General features: G+C 36.9%; 14 protein-coding genes. 5 read left to right on the top strand and 9 right to left on the bottom strand.

Features of this window, described 5'->3' with window-relative positions; genetic code table 11:
* Positions 1-292: 292 nt before the first annotated feature.
* On the bottom strand, positions 293-1,504 hold the full coding sequence (gene fabB / locus SB028_RS12775; RefSeq protein ID WP_069367957.1) for a beta-ketoacyl-ACP synthase I: 1,212 nt from the start codon (positions 1,502-1,504) through the stop codon (positions 293-295).
* 205 nt (positions 1,505-1,709) lie between these two features.
* On the opposite strand from fabB, the gene mnmC reads away from it, so the two are divergent.
* The 3 genes from mnmC to SB028_RS12790 all read left to right on the top strand — a co-directional run bounded on the left by mnmC (position 1,710) and on the right by SB028_RS12790 (position 5,159).
* The gene (gene mnmC / locus SB028_RS12780; RefSeq protein ID WP_069367956.1) at positions 1,710-3,761 is read left to right on the top strand and encodes a bifunctional tRNA (5-methylaminomethyl-2-thiouridine)(34)-methyltransferase MnmD/FAD-dependent 5-carboxymethylaminomethyl-2-thiouridine(34) oxidoreductase MnmC; all 2,052 of its coding nucleotides are present in this window, start codon (positions 1,710-1,712) and stop codon (positions 3,759-3,761) included.
* A 143-nt stretch (positions 3,762-3,904) separates the two neighbouring features.
* Positions 3,905-4,339, top strand: a complete 435-nt coding sequence (locus tag SB028_RS12785; RefSeq protein WP_069367955.1) for an STM0539 family protein — start codon at positions 3,905-3,907, stop codon at positions 4,337-4,339.
* A gap of 1 nt (position 4,340) precedes the next feature.
* On the top strand, positions 4,341-5,159 hold the full coding sequence (locus SB028_RS12790; protein ID WP_286138854.1) for a DUF2145 domain-containing protein: 819 nt from the start codon (positions 4,341-4,343) through the stop codon (positions 5,157-5,159).
* A 68-nt stretch (positions 5,160-5,227) separates the two neighbouring features.
* On the opposite strand, the gene SB028_RS12795 is transcribed toward SB028_RS12790, so the two are convergent.
* The 7 genes from SB028_RS12795 to prmB all read right to left on the bottom strand — a co-directional run bounded on the left by SB028_RS12795 (position 5,228) and on the right by prmB (position 11,175).
* Positions 5,228-5,788 carry a GNAT family N-acetyltransferase gene (locus SB028_RS12795; RefSeq protein WP_069367954.1) on the bottom strand — a complete coding sequence of 187 codons (561 nt, stop codon included), beginning with the start codon at positions 5,786-5,788 and terminating at the stop codon, positions 5,228-5,230.
* A 101-nt stretch (positions 5,789-5,889) separates the two neighbouring features.
* Positions 5,890-6,786, bottom strand: a complete 897-nt coding sequence (locus SB028_RS12800; RefSeq protein ID WP_069367953.1) for a hypothetical protein — start codon at positions 6,784-6,786, stop codon at positions 5,890-5,892.
* A gap of 325 nt (positions 6,787-7,111) precedes the next feature.
* Positions 7,112-7,384 (bottom strand): YfcL family protein, encoded by a 273-nt coding sequence (locus SB028_RS12805; RefSeq protein WP_006533359.1) that lies wholly within the window; start codon positions 7,382-7,384, stop codon positions 7,112-7,114.
* A gap of 153 nt (positions 7,385-7,537) precedes the next feature.
* A complete protein-coding gene (locus SB028_RS12810; RefSeq protein ID WP_069367952.1) occupies positions 7,538-8,092 on the bottom strand; it encodes an elongation factor P hydroxylase in 555 nt (184 codons plus the stop codon).
* Positions 8,093-8,109: 17 nt separating this feature from the next.
* Positions 8,110-8,910: a sulfite exporter TauE/SafE family protein gene (locus SB028_RS12815; RefSeq protein WP_069367951.1), complete on the bottom strand. Its 801-nt coding sequence runs from the start codon at positions 8,908-8,910 to the stop codon at positions 8,110-8,112.
* A gap of 166 nt (positions 8,911-9,076) precedes the next feature.
* Positions 9,077-10,162, bottom strand: a complete 1,086-nt coding sequence (gene aroC, locus SB028_RS12820) for a chorismate synthase (protein ID WP_069367950.1) — start codon at positions 10,160-10,162, stop codon at positions 9,077-9,079.
* 80 nt (positions 10,163-10,242) lie between these two features.
* Entirely contained in the window at positions 10,243-11,175 is a 933-nt protein-coding gene (prmB, locus tag SB028_RS12825) for a 50S ribosomal protein L3 N(5)-glutamine methyltransferase (protein ID WP_074454075.1), read from the bottom strand.
* A 382-nt stretch (positions 11,176-11,557) separates the two neighbouring features.
* Between prmB and SB028_RS12830 the strand changes: the two genes are divergently transcribed.
* Both SB028_RS12830 and smrB read left to right on the top strand, forming a co-directional pair.
* Complete coding sequence (locus SB028_RS12830; RefSeq protein ID WP_069367948.1) at positions 11,558-12,112, top strand: Dps family protein; 555 nt, start codon at positions 11,558-11,560, stop codon at positions 12,110-12,112.
* Between the two features lie 152 nt (positions 12,113-12,264).
* Complete coding sequence (gene smrB, locus SB028_RS12835) at positions 12,265-12,807, top strand: endonuclease SmrB (RefSeq protein WP_069367947.1); 543 nt, start codon at positions 12,265-12,267, stop codon at positions 12,805-12,807.
* Positions 12,808-12,891: 84 nt separating this feature from the next.
* On the opposite strand, the gene sixA is transcribed toward smrB, so the two are convergent.
* Entirely contained in the window at positions 12,892-13,365 is a 474-nt protein-coding gene (sixA, locus tag SB028_RS12840) for a phosphohistidine phosphatase SixA (RefSeq protein WP_069367946.1), read from the bottom strand.
* Positions 13,366-13,588: the final 223 nt, after the last annotated feature.

Raw genomic sequence — 13,588 nt, forward strand, 5'->3', positions numbered from 1 at the left:
GATTTTAGGTAAAATTAAATTAAACGATTGAAATAAAATGGACTCGATTCATTTTTATTAATATAAACAATATATTAACAAAAATCGTCTATTTATTAGAATGATGAATTGAGTAACTATCAGTTGAGGTATTTCTAAACCTTATTTATATAATCTTTTTTTAATGATTTTTATCCGAAAGATATCTTTATTAAAATAATAAATTATTTTGCATAATAATTTTCCAAATAAAAAAGCAGACCTCATAAAATGAAGCCTGCTTGTTTAAATAGAGAAATATAAGTATATCTAACTATTTTTTATATTTACTCATGACTAATGAAGCATTTGTACCACCAAAACCAAAACTATTTGACATGACAGTCTCCAGTTTCTGTTCTGTTGGTTGAGTAATGATGTTCATCCCCATTGCTTTATCGTCTAGTTCTTCAATATTGATGCTTGGTGCAATAAATCCATGCTCTAACATCAGTAGACTATAAATAGCTTCATGCACACCAGCTGCACCTAATGAGTGACCAGTCATTGCTTTTGTTGCTGAGATGGCGGGTGTCTGCGAACCAAACACTTCAGTGATAGCTTCAAGCTCTTTTAAATCGCCAACTGGCGTTGAAGTACCATGTGTATTGATATAATCTACTTTATCAATACCTTGCATTGCCATTTGCATACAACGTACAGCACCTTCACCTGACGGTGCAACCATGTCTGCACCGTCAGACGTGGCACCATAACCTACGATTTCACCATAGATATGTGCACCACGTGCTAATGCATGTTCTAACTCTTCAACCACTACAATACCGCCACCACCAGCGATAACAAAACCATCACGGTTTTTATCGTAAGTACGAGAAGCTTTGGTTGGCGTTTCGTTATATTTAGTTGAAAGTGCACCCATTGCATCAAATTCGCAGGTCATTTCCCAACTTAACTCTTCACCACCACCAGCAAATACAATATCTTGTTTGCCTAACTGAATAAGTTCAACGGCATGACCAATACAGTGTGCTGATGTTGAACAAGCCGAACTGATTGAATAGTTAACGCCTTTAATTTTGAAAGGTGTTGCTAAACAAGCTGAAACACCTGATGCCATTGCACGAGTTACCATATAAGGACCTACGCCACGTAGACCTTTTGCCCTCATGCCATCAGAACCTTGAACTTGGTTACGTGGCGAACCACCACCAGAACCAACGACTAAGCCAGAACGAATATTAGAAACTTGATCTTCGGTCAGACCTGAATCAGCTATCGCCTCTTGCATAGATAAATAGGCATAAACCGATGCGTCGCTCATAAAACGGCGGATTTTACGGTCAATAAGACCTTCAGTATCAAGCTTAACGTTGCCCCAAATGTGGCTACGAAGCCCCATCTCTTTAAATTCTTCTGAGAAAGTTATCCCGGAACGACCTTCTTTTAAAGAATCCAGCACTTCTTTCTGGTTATTACCAATGCTCGAAACAATACCCAGACCCGTGATCACTGCGCGCTTCATTCATACCTCTTTACAATAATAGTTGTAGCTGCGGGATTTCTGAGTAGCACTTTAGCGTACAGTTGTACGCCGAACAAGTCCGATCAGGATCTTTTTTACAAAAATAAAGATAAGCAGATAAAACACTTTCCCCTTTAAGGCTGGTACAAGTCACTTAACGGCGTTAAGATATTGGTTAATTTTTTCGAGAAATACAGGCAGTTCCGTGAATAATAGCCCGATAAATACTGCATCTTTAAGTTGGAATGAACTTGGTACACCTATCTCTGAACAATTTGGCGATATTTACTTTTCAAACCAAGATGGTCTAGAAGAAACGCGACATGTCTTCTTACATGGAAATCATTTTCCATCACGTTTTGGTACACATGTACGCTCTGAATGTATTATCGCAGAAACAGGATTTGGTACTGGGCTTAATTTTTTAACACTGTGGCAAGCTTTCGAGCAATTTAGGCAAACATCTCCTGACGCTTGTTTAAAACGTCTTCATTATGTCAGTTTCGAAAAATTTCCTCTTACAAAAAGTGACTTACAATCTGCACATGACCATTGGCCAGAACTCAAAAAATATTCACAAGCGCTTTGTTCTCAATGGCCATTAGCTATTGCGGGTTGCCATCGCATTATCCTTGCTGATGGAGCAGTGACTCTGGATTTATGGTTTGGTGATATCAATACCTTGTTACCTCAAACTCGCCAAGCGCTACATAACAAAGTCGATGCATGGTTCTTAGATGGTTTTGCACCTTCTAAAAATCCACAAATGTGGAGTGAAACACTTTTCCAATCGATGGCTGATTCAATGAGAGAAAACGGCACATTTGCAACGTTTACCGCTGCTGGGATTGTCAAGCGAGGTTTGCAACGTGTTGGTTTTGAGATAAATAAAATCAAAGGATTTGGTCAAAAAAGAGAAATGCTGACAGGTATTTTCCGACAAGCTCCATCCCCAGAGTTTCTCCCTTACTATGCAAGACCCAGTGCGACTAAAGCACAGAATATTGCAATTATAGGTGGCGGTATTGCCAGCACATTTGCGGCAATTTCCTGCCTAAGAAGAGGTGCCAATGTCACCTTATATTGTGAAGATAAACAACCTGCAACTAATGCCTCAGGCAATCGACAAGGTGTGTTATATCCTTTACTCAATGGCAAATCTGATGAACTAGAACAATTTTTTACAACTGCATTTCTATTTGCTCATCGCACTTATGATAATCTGAGTAAAGCAGGTATTCCTTTTTCACATCAATGGTCTGGCGTTACACAGGTTATTTATAACGAGAAAGTTCGTAAGAAAGTGCAGCGAATTATAGATAATTCCATTCCTTTTTCTCAAATAGCGTGTTATCTCGATGAAGATGAAGTCAATAAACTTAGCGGAATAGACGTTAATTGTGATGCTTTGTTTTATCCAAAAGCGGGCTGGCTTTCCCCGACTGAGCTCACAATCAATACATTAAAATACGCTGAAAAATTAGGATTAACATTGCGATTTAATCATCAAGTCACTCAAATACGTGAGCAAGATGCTTCTTGGTGCTTAGATATTGTTCATCACGATGGAGAAAATGCAATACCACTTCAATCACAACATGATTGCGTTATTTTAGCAAATGGGCATCGAATTACAGACTTTACTCAAAGTAAAAAATTACCCATCAGCGCAGTCAGAGGTCAAGTTAGCCATATTCCAACAACCAAGACATTATCAAAACTAAAAACTGTGCTTTGTTATGATGGTTATTTTACACCTGTTGATAAGCAAGATAACTTACATTGTGTAGGAGCAAGCTTTCGTCGCGATCGATTAGATTTAGCGGTCTCGACTCAAGAACAAGAAAACAACCAAGCTCATCTGATACAGTGTTTAGCAAAAGCACCTTGGGTTAACGAAGTTGATTTTAGCCGAAATGAAGCCCGAATAGGTATTCGATGCACGATCCGCGATCACCTCCCCTTATTAGGCGAAGTACCTGATTTTGAAAAATTGCGAGTTGCATACACACATTTAGACAGATTTAAACGTAGAAGACAAACCCCCGCTTCAGCACCTGCTTATCATCAACTTTATATTATCAGCGCATTAGGCTCTCGTGGGCTATGTTCAGCGCCTTTATCAGCTGAAATTCTTGCAAGCCAAATTTTTGATGAACCTTTTCCGATTGAAGATAATGTATTGAATGCCTTACACCCTAATCGTTTTTGGGTAAGATCCTTACTACGAGGAAAACCAATAGATATAAAACAATAGAATTATTTATAAATATAAAATAATATCTTATTAATAAAGGCAAGAATAAAAACATAAGCAATTAATTAAACCCTGTTTTTTTATTTATTAATAGTTTTTAGATATATGGTTTATTCAGTTTAATTACTTAATAAGGATATTATATGAAAAAATCACTTTCAGCGTTACTTATTGGTTCTATTGCATTTATCTCATTACCAATATCTGCGGGTAACCATTCAACAGGTGAAATTTATTCTGCTATGAGTGTCATCAGTAGCGTTGGAAGTTCAGCGCTTGTCAGTGGGATCCTTTTATCTCCTATTGGATTACCTGTTATATTGGTACAAATTTCGGTTGAGAAAAGTAATAAACCTGATGAAAAAATCATTAAAGCAAAAACTGAAAAAGGTGAAGATGTCGAAATAGTTGTTCCCGCCGATGCATTAGAAAAAAATCCAATTAAACCTGATGACAAACTCACTCTCGAACCCGTTGAAAAAGGTACTGGTGCGTATTTGAAAAAAGGCGATACCATTATTTCTCATGTTGTAACACAAGATGAGCGCTCACTTTCTCATCAGGAAAAACTGAATTAAGATGTGCACAAATAAAATCAAACTGATTGTTATGCTTATTAATTTGAGCATAACTTCTTTTTCTTATGCGAGTAGCTATAATTGTGCCGATAAAATATCATCAACACCTCAAGATATCGCCTTACGCACTGAACAAGCTAAAATTCTACGACAATATCTAGATCATAGTGGTGATCGAGTTATTGCCCTTTTTCGTCAAGGACAATCTTTATCTGATTATGGTTTAACATTTTCTCATGGCGCTTATGCAGTAAAAACATTGTCGGGTCATTGGCGTGTTTATCATAACCTGAATGAATGTGGCACCGATAAATCAAGCCTGTATATTCAAGGGCTGTATCAATTTCTCGATGATGACTTATCAGAAAATACGATAGCAACGCTGCATTTTTCTTCTGATTTACAACAGCAACTACTCACAACACTAACTAATCGCCAAAAACGCCAAGATTTACACCAATCTCACTACAATATGATTGCCTATCCATTTTCAACTGAAATGCAAAACTCTAATGGATGGATATTAATGATTTTAGGTGCCGCGATGTCTTCACAAGTCACCTCACTTTCAACTGGCGTTGATTGGTTGGTATCTCAACGTTATGTCGCATCCTCGACAAGTGTTAGCACGGTAAAACGCGCTATGGCTAATATGTTTATGCCTCATATATCAACGAGTGATCAACCTGATGCTAGCCTTATTTATTTTAGCTCAGGCGATAGTTTACTTAATTTTATGAACAACTACGGGGAAAAACAGATCCATTGTGAACACGGTACGTGGGGCACATCTATCTGCTTATTGGCATTACCCAAATAAGGTAACTACATTAGCGTTACCTCTATCGACTGCATAAAATATGGACTAAATGGCAAACTTAGTATTATTTATTTTTGTTCTTTAATCTCAAACTTCATCGCACAACGTGTTTCTTTTGCAAATCCCCCTCTTTCAACTTCATTATCTAAAACTGCTTGCAAAGAACTTGGAATTTCGCTTTCTGGTAAAATTGAAAAACCTAAGCGTTGATAATACGGCGCATTCCAAGGTACATGACGAAATGTTGTCAATGTAATAGCATCAAACTTATGTAGTTTGGCTTCATCTTTTACTTTTTGAATAAGTAATTTACCAATCCCTCTATTTTGCCAATCTAGGCTCACTGAAAGCTCATGAATAAATAAGCTTTCAGGTAAAGATGTCGTCATAATAAAACCAACGGGCTCATTATCACGATTAACCGCAACCCAATGTCCTTGTTGACGAATAAACGCTACATGTTTTTCAACACTTTGTACGCCACTTTCACTTATCCAGCGCAAATCCTCTAAAGTGCTAAAAAGTTGCCCTGCCGATAACTCAATAGCAGGTAGTTTAGTAGCATCGTCGATCTGTGTTTGGCGGATCGTAATATTGTTATTTTTTATTTTAGTTTGTGTCGTTGTCATCTCGTTTTCCAGCTCAGATATTTTTATGATTAATTTATTAAAAAGCCACCCTACTGGATGGCTTGTGTTAATACTAAAATAATGACTTATTCTTGAACTCGTTAATTTTTAGGCAGTATACCGTAAGATTGGAACTTCTGAGTCTCTTTAATAAAATGACCATAGTATTTATTGTCTTCAACGGAATTTTTAACCGCCCGATTACCATACGCGCTAGAAATAGCAAGTGTCGCCTTATAAAGTTTATCTTTTAATGTACTATGGATCTTCGGATCTTCACTTTCTTGAATTTGATTTAATAATGAAACTAGCTCTTCTGCTTCAGCTTGAATATCAGGATCAGTAAATTCTGCTGCCGGCAACATATAGTCTAAATCAAGGTTAACAGAATCGTTATATTCATCTTCTTGAGTAAACGGGGCTAAATCTTTATTATATTCCGCTGAAATATATTGAATAAATTCAGGTTTATCAAAGCATTTATTTTTTATGCCACCGTCATTATTTTTATTACGAGTACGAATTTCATTAGGAAATGGCTCGCCTAAAGCATAGGTACACTGAAAAACATTACCATCAATTAATGTGGCATTAGTACTACGCACTGGAAGTTCAAATTCATAGCCATTAATAATAACGGGGTAATCGACAGGTTTAAACTGATCCGTTTTTCCCTTTACTGCATAAACTTCAGAAAGGGTGTAATACATAAAATTATCAGGATTTAATATGCCACCATTATTATTGTCATAAACCATAAATCGAGCATCATTACCGGCACTATCTTTCAAATTATGTTCACCTGGTGACAGCGTTATATAGCCATTTTTACCCGGTTCAACCTGATATTCTTTACCATCGACACTAAAACTAATGACTTTTTCGCTTGGATTACTGTAATAAAACTTATTTTTTTTATTATCTAAATCAAATTGATCACAAGCAGATAGAAACAAAACAGTGCTAGTCAGTAGGCCTATTTTAAAGAAATTTTTCATCGTATCGTTATCCTTATCATAAATATTCTATGCAAATCATTTGCATCCCGAGAAACATTCCTAAAAACATTTAAAAGTAATTTTACAGAAATGGCAAGGAGTTACAAAAGATAGCACTATTATGCTTAATCAATGAGAGATACATCGACTTTGAAAAATCAAATAAAAACAATTGATAAATAATGAAGATCAATTTTTGTATAAAAACCAATCTAATTCAACAGAAAATATCTTAAATATCATGTAGAGACTATGATTTTAATAAGACATTAAGAAAGAAAAAACAACCGATTTATGCCGGTTGTTCTCTTAGTAACATGCCGAATTAATTAATTGAGTTAACTAAATCATGCCATGTAGATAAAACTAACGCTTGATCTGGTGGCGAAAGCTCACCTGCTTTTATCGCCTTTTGAATGCTCTCTTCTACACGCGCTCTTAACGCTTCTAACTGTGTATTATTTTCTTGCTCAAGTTCAGCAATAGCCAATGTAATATGACCTTGTAAATACCCGCCTGCAAATAATTCATCGTCAGTGGCATGTTCAACACGGCTATCAATTTTATCTAATAAGTACGCTTCATACTCAGAAAGCATTATTTATCCTCAATATATAATGTTGCTATCTTTTATATTTACCTTGTATTAGCAAGGTATAAATACATATTTTCTCGCAACCTTATTACTTCAGACTCCACCCTATTGGGTAAAACCTTCACAGTGGATAGGCGATAGTTATTCTCGCAATCCTTAATTAACTAAAGGATTTTCCTGATAAGGAAACATCTCTTCCGTTAGCTCTGGAGTATTGTAAAACAAATGTAACGCATTAATAAATAGCTGTGCGCGAGGTGGGGTGTTTTTGTCTCGTAGATAAGCGAGTACTTGTTCTCTCACTTTGTTTCTAAATTCATAACGATCAGGTTCAAAGTTACCTTCTAAATTGTCACAACTGACATTGAAAGGATAACCAGCAGCTTGGCAGAATAACCAATCTAATGCTTGAGGTTTGATTTCTACCACTTCGAACTGCCCTTGGGTAACTTCATCTCGCCCATCTGGGCAATACCAGTAACCATAATCAACTTGTTGGCGACGGGCCTCTCCAGCGATACACCAATGTGATATTTCATGTAATGCGCTAGCATAAAAACCATGAGCAAAAATAATTTGGTGATAAGGTGTCTCTTCATTTGCAGGCAAATAAATCGGCTCATCATCCCCTTTGACTAAACGGGTTTGAAAACTTTCGCTAAAACATTGATTAAAGATATCAATTAACTGTTGATAATGATGTGCTGACATTTAAAAACCATCTATTCCTAATTAAAAAGTGCAGAAAACCAAAGTGCAATAGTATCGCCATGATTGTCATAGATGAGTTTGATGCTCATCAAAAAGGAGATAATGACCAGCATAGGTCTGATTAATTTTTGCCCTTTTGTTAATACTAAACCTGCACCTAAGCGAGCACCAATAAACTGCCCACAAAGCATAACTAAACCAATAGTCCAAATAACCTGCCCACCAATAATAAAAAACAGTAAAGAGCCAAAATTGGAGGTGAAGTTAAGTAACTTAGCATGCGCTGTTGCTTTTGAAAGATTATATCCAAGTAACATGACATAACCTAAAGCAAAAAAAGATCCTGTACCAGGTCCAAAAATACCATCATAAAAACCGACGCCACCACCTAATATTGCACCAAAAGTATAGTAACCAATACGTTGTTTACTGTCTTGAACACCTATTGATGGAGTCAGAAGAAAATAGAGACCTATAGCTATGGTAAGAATAGGAAGCGCTTGTTTAAGGATTTCTGGATTAATAAACTGCACCAACATTGCACCAGAAACGGCACCAATAAATGTCATTAAAATTGCAAATCGCTGCGCTTTTAAATCAATCACTTTTCGACGTATAAAATAAAGCGTCGCCGAAAAAGAGCCACCGACTGATTGCAGTTTATTCGTTGCGAGAGCTTGAACAGGCGAGATCCCCGCTGATAACAAAGCTGGAATAGTAATTAATCCACCTCCACCAGCAATTGAATCAATAAAACCTGCGATTAAAGCAACAAAGAAGAGAAGAAGGTAGATGCCATCTGAAAAGAGCCAATCCATTTATCTATCCGAATTATTAGGAATGAAGGACGCGTTGCTGTGTTTATCTCATTTATTTAAAAAACACAGCAACACGATCTGAGCATAATAAAATTAGGCGCTCACACCTTTAAAGCTAACATCAAACTTACAACAGTTTATCAACTACGTTATTGACGTAGAATGATTACCATTGCATTAGCGGAGGTACAACATCTCCACATTGACCACGTTGGCGCAATGCATGATCAAGCAATACAATTGCCATCATTGCTTCGGCAATAGGGATAGCCCGTATTCCTACGCAAGGATCGTGACGGCCTTTAGTTATCATATCGACTTCGTCACCATCACGATTAATCGTTTTGCCCGCAATAGTAATGCTAGATGTGGGTTTTAAAGCGATATGAGCAACAATTGGCTGACCACTGCTAATTCCACCTAAAATGCCACCGGCATGATTGCTAGTAAAACCATCCTTCGTGATTTCATCTCGGTTTTCAGTGCCTTTTAAGGTTACAACACCAAAACCATCACCTATTTCAATGCCTTTAACAGCATTGATACTCATTAATGCATGTGCTAAATCTGCATCCAGCCGGTCAAAAACAGGCTCACCAAATCCTGCAGGCACACCCTCCGCAATCACTGTCACTTTGGCACCAATCGAGTTACCTTCTTTTTTAAGCGCACGCATATATTCATCAAGCGCGTCTAAACGAGAAGGATCTGGGCAGAAAAACGGATTTGTTTCAACGATAGACCAATCGACAAGATCACAAGTAATTGGGCCTAATTGAGAAAGGTAACCTTTTACTTCAATCCCCATTTTCTCTTTTAAGTATTTTTTTGCGATTGCACCAGCCGCAACACGCATTGCAGTTTCTCGTGCAGAAGAGCGCCCTCCGCCACGATAATCCCGCAAACCATATTTTTGCTCGTAGGTATAATCAGCATGACCAGGACGAAAAACATCTTTGATGTCACTGTAATCTTGAGAACGCTGATCCGTATTTTCAATCAGTAAACCAATGCTTGTTCCTGTTGTAACACCATTAAATACACCTGATAAAATGCGAACTTGGTCAGGTTCACGGCGTTGAGTGGTATAACGTGATGTTCCAGGTCTACGTCTATCTAGATCAACTTGTAAATCGGCTTCTGTTAAAGGCAATCCAGGAGGTACACCATCAACAATGCAACCTAATGCAATACCATGAGACTCACCAAAAGTCGTGACTCTGAATAATTGTCCGATACTGTTTCCTGCCATCCCTTTATTCCTATTACTATGTGATGTTATCGATATGTTATTTGCAATAAATAACAATCTACCGTCTCATTGCTGTTACATCAACGCCTATCAGTAGAAAAACACGCTGAATATTCGACGAGCTGTTCACGAGTCAACATAAAGACACCGAGTCCACCATTTTCAAATTCAAGCCATGTAAATGGAACCTCAGGGAATTGCTCAATAAGATGAACCATACTATTACCCACTTCACACACTAAAATCCCTTTTTCACTCAGATATTCAGGGGCTTTTAGTAAAATTTGTCTCGTAATATCTAGGCCATCAATACCTGAAGCTAATGCTAATTCAGGTTCAACTTGGTATTCATCAGGTAAATCTCCCATATCTTCGACATCAACATACGGAGGATTCGTCACAATAATATCGTAAGGCGTAGGCACAATGGCGTTAAATAAATCGGATTGCATTGGATAAACGCGATGTACTAAACCGTGGTTTTCAATATTAAATTCAGCCACTTCCAGTGCATCTTCAGAAATATCAACCGCATCGACTTCAGCGTCTTCAAACTCATGAGCACAAGCAATCGCAATACAGCCACTTCCCGTGCATAAATCGAGAATGCGTGTCGGCTCTTGATGAATTAAACCATCAAAATGGTTATTAATTAACTCACCAATAGGAGAGCGAGGGATAAGAACACGTTCATCAACATAAAATTCGTGACCACAGAACCAAGCGCGATGAGTTAAATAAGGAACGGGAATTTTTTGCTCAATTCGGCTTTCGACAAGCGTAATAATGTCCATCTTTTCAGAAGTTGTTAACTTGGTTGATAGCAGTGCATCTGGAATATCTAAAGGAAGTGCAATCGTCGGTAATACAAGCTGCAATGCTTCATCCCACGCGTTATCTGTGCCATGACCATAATAAATATCAGATGAATTAAACTGGCTCATAGCCCAACGTAACATATCTAGGATTGTGCTTAGATCAGTAACCGCTTCCTCTTTTAGTGTTATATCCAAAACTGTTGTCCTCTGAAGAAATAGAAAGTTTGTAGTTTGCCATGAAGAGGGGGATAAATCAGCGCTAAGCACTAAAAAAAGGTAACCTTATTAAATATTCTCACCTTCTAATGGTTCTCAAAAACCACCCCCAAAAAGCGAAACAAACCAAATAAAAAACACAATTCAAAGTTAAAAACCAAATTAAATATAACTTGAAGAATAAATAACTTAATTTTTACCTTTAGGTGGGAATAATAAAAAATGGGATCATACTTAAAAAGTACAATTAATTATTGAGCAGAAAAACAAATAGCATCAAAAAAGTATTCATTCTTCATTTGTTACTCTATTGATTATGTTGCTCTCTCAATAATATTTCTTTGATTTTTAGGAGACAAAAATGAGCAGTAAAAAATTAACCCCATCTGAAGTTAATGATGTACGCAAACTGCAAACCCGTCCTCTAACAACGCCCACTGATCTAAAACCTAAAGCAACAAAAGAAGTCAGTGCTGCGATGAATGCAATCCTATCCGATGTTTTTGCATTATACCTAAAAACAAAAAATTTCCATTGGCATGTAAGCGGCCCTCATTTCCGTGATTATCACCTCATGTTAGATGAACAAGGTGATCAATTATTTGCGATGACCGATCCTATTGCTGAACGTGTGCGTAAAATTGGTGGCCTAACATTACGCTCTATTAGTCAAATCTCAAAAATGCAACGTATTGAAGATAACAATGCGGAATATGTTGAGCCTTTAGATATGCTTGCTGAACTGTGCCAAGATAACCAACTCCTTGCAGCAGAGTTAAGAAAAGCACACGTTGTTTGTGACGAAAATAACGATATATCAACTGCAAGCTTAATTGAAAACTGGATTGATGAGACTGAACGTCGTACATGGTTCTTATTTGAAGCCTGTCGACGCGCTGAAACCTCAGGTCATTAATTCATCTATTTTCTAGCTATGTGACTATTTCGGCAGGGTAAATTCCCTGCCTTTTTTTATCCTAAATTTATGACCTATACTTTTTTATCTCTGACACTATTTCATGTACTATTGCCTTATAACAACAGTAACACTATGAAGAATCGTAAAAAATGAATAAAAAATTTTCATTACCGCCGTCTGAAATTGAGTTATTTCAGGAGATGATAAAAGGCACCAAAAAATTACCTCAAGATAAAATACTTCATTCACCTAAACGTAAAAAAGTGACGCACTACGCTGTTGAACGTTTGCAACAAGAGCAAGTTGATGCTTCTTATTATTTTTCAGATGAATTTCAGCCTAACTTGGCCACAGAAGGTCCGATGCGCTATTTAAGAGAAGGCGCTAATGCTTATGAATTAAAAAAGCTACGTCGGGGTGATTATATACCTGAGTTCTTTCTAGATTTGCATGGATTAACACAGTTAATTGCAAAACAAGAGATTGGCGCATTGATTGCAGCATGTAGACGAGAACATGTTTATTGTGCCTGTATTATGCACGGCCATGGCAAACATATTTTAAAACAGCAAACACCACTTTGGTTAGCGCAACACCCTGATATTATAGCTTTTCATCAAGCCCCTAAAGAATGGGGTGGCGATGCTGCGTTATTAGTATTAGTGGAAAACGACGATATTGCTCGCCGCTAATCCTCAAAATTCTATTGCATTAACCCTTAAATCACTTATTCGAGTGAAATAAGGTGTTAATTTTTTAACTTATTAATTTAAATTTTATTTCAATGTTGAGGGTGATACTTGCCATAGTAACCCCCCTGTACCTTTTGATAAGTCAAAATCAACACAAGCAATGGTTGATGTTGAAAACATGGGGGCACATACCGCAGGACAAAGCTCAGCGACAACATAGCCAACTAAGGGTAGATGAGAAATAACAAGAATATTTTTATATCCTGTATCCCCCAAGGCACGTAAGTAATGTGCAATATGTGAAGGATTCCCTCCTGGGATAAGCCCTTCATCTGTTTCTATTTTGTTAGGTAGTACTAAATCTACTTTTACTGCATCCAATGTCTGTTGAGCACGTAAATAAGGACTGACTAAAACATAATCGATTGTATGTCCCTGTTTTGTCATCCATTCAGCCATTTCTATTGATTCACGTTTTCCACGTTCAGTCAGTGGTCTTAGTGCATCGCTGGCAGCATCAATAGCCGCTTCTCCGTGGCGCATAATAAAAATTTGCATAGTAAGTTATTAAACCTATTTTATTTTTGTAATTACGGGTATTTACACTTTTAAAATATTTAATTTAATTCAGTTTAAATCAATATATTCCCATATAAAATCTTCAACACCCTAATTCAATAGCATTATTAATCTTTTTAATGTCATGCGATTGGTTTACAAATTAACATCATTTTCAGCGTTTTATTTTAAAAAGCGTCATTTTTAAATTTATTTTCAAATA

Source organism: Proteus vulgaris, assembly GCF_033708015.1.
Classification (GTDB): Bacteria; Pseudomonadota; Gammaproteobacteria; order Enterobacterales; family Enterobacteriaceae; genus Proteus.

Coding starts and splice junctions, on each gene's coding strand:
- fabB (WP_069367957.1), bottom strand. CDS start 1,504: ATGAAGCGCGCAGTGATCACGGGTCTGGGTATTGTTTCGAGCATTGGT.
- SB028_RS12785 (WP_069367955.1), top strand. CDS start 3,905: ATGAAAAAATCACTTTCAGCGTTACTTATTGGTTCTATTGCATTTATC.
- SB028_RS12790 (WP_286138854.1), top strand. CDS start 4,341: ATGTGCACAAATAAAATCAAACTGATTGTTATGCTTATTAATTTGAGC.
- SB028_RS12795 (WP_069367954.1), bottom strand. CDS start 5,788: ATGACAACGACACAAACTAAAATAAAAAATAACAATATTACGATCCGC.
- SB028_RS12800 (WP_069367953.1), bottom strand. CDS start 6,786: ATGAAAAATTTCTTTAAAATAGGCCTACTGACTAGCACTGTTTTGTTT.
- SB028_RS12805 (WP_006533359.1), bottom strand. CDS start 7,384: ATGCTTTCTGAGTATGAAGCGTACTTATTAGATAAAATTGATAGCCGT.
- SB028_RS12810 (WP_069367952.1), bottom strand. CDS start 8,092: ATGTCAGCACATCATTATCAACAGTTAATTGATATCTTTAATCAATGT.
- SB028_RS12815 (WP_069367951.1), bottom strand. CDS start 8,910: ATGGATTGGCTCTTTTCAGATGGCATCTACCTTCTTCTCTTCTTTGTT.
- aroC (WP_069367950.1), bottom strand. CDS start 10,162: ATGGCAGGAAACAGTATCGGACAATTATTCAGAGTCACGACTTTTGGT.
- SB028_RS12830 (WP_069367948.1), top strand. CDS start 11,558: ATGAGCAGTAAAAAATTAACCCCATCTGAAGTTAATGATGTACGCAAA.
- smrB (WP_069367947.1), top strand. CDS start 12,265: ATGAATAAAAAATTTTCATTACCGCCGTCTGAAATTGAGTTATTTCAG.
- sixA (WP_069367946.1), bottom strand. CDS start 13,365: ATGCAAATTTTTATTATGCGCCACGGAGAAGCGGCTATTGATGCTGCC.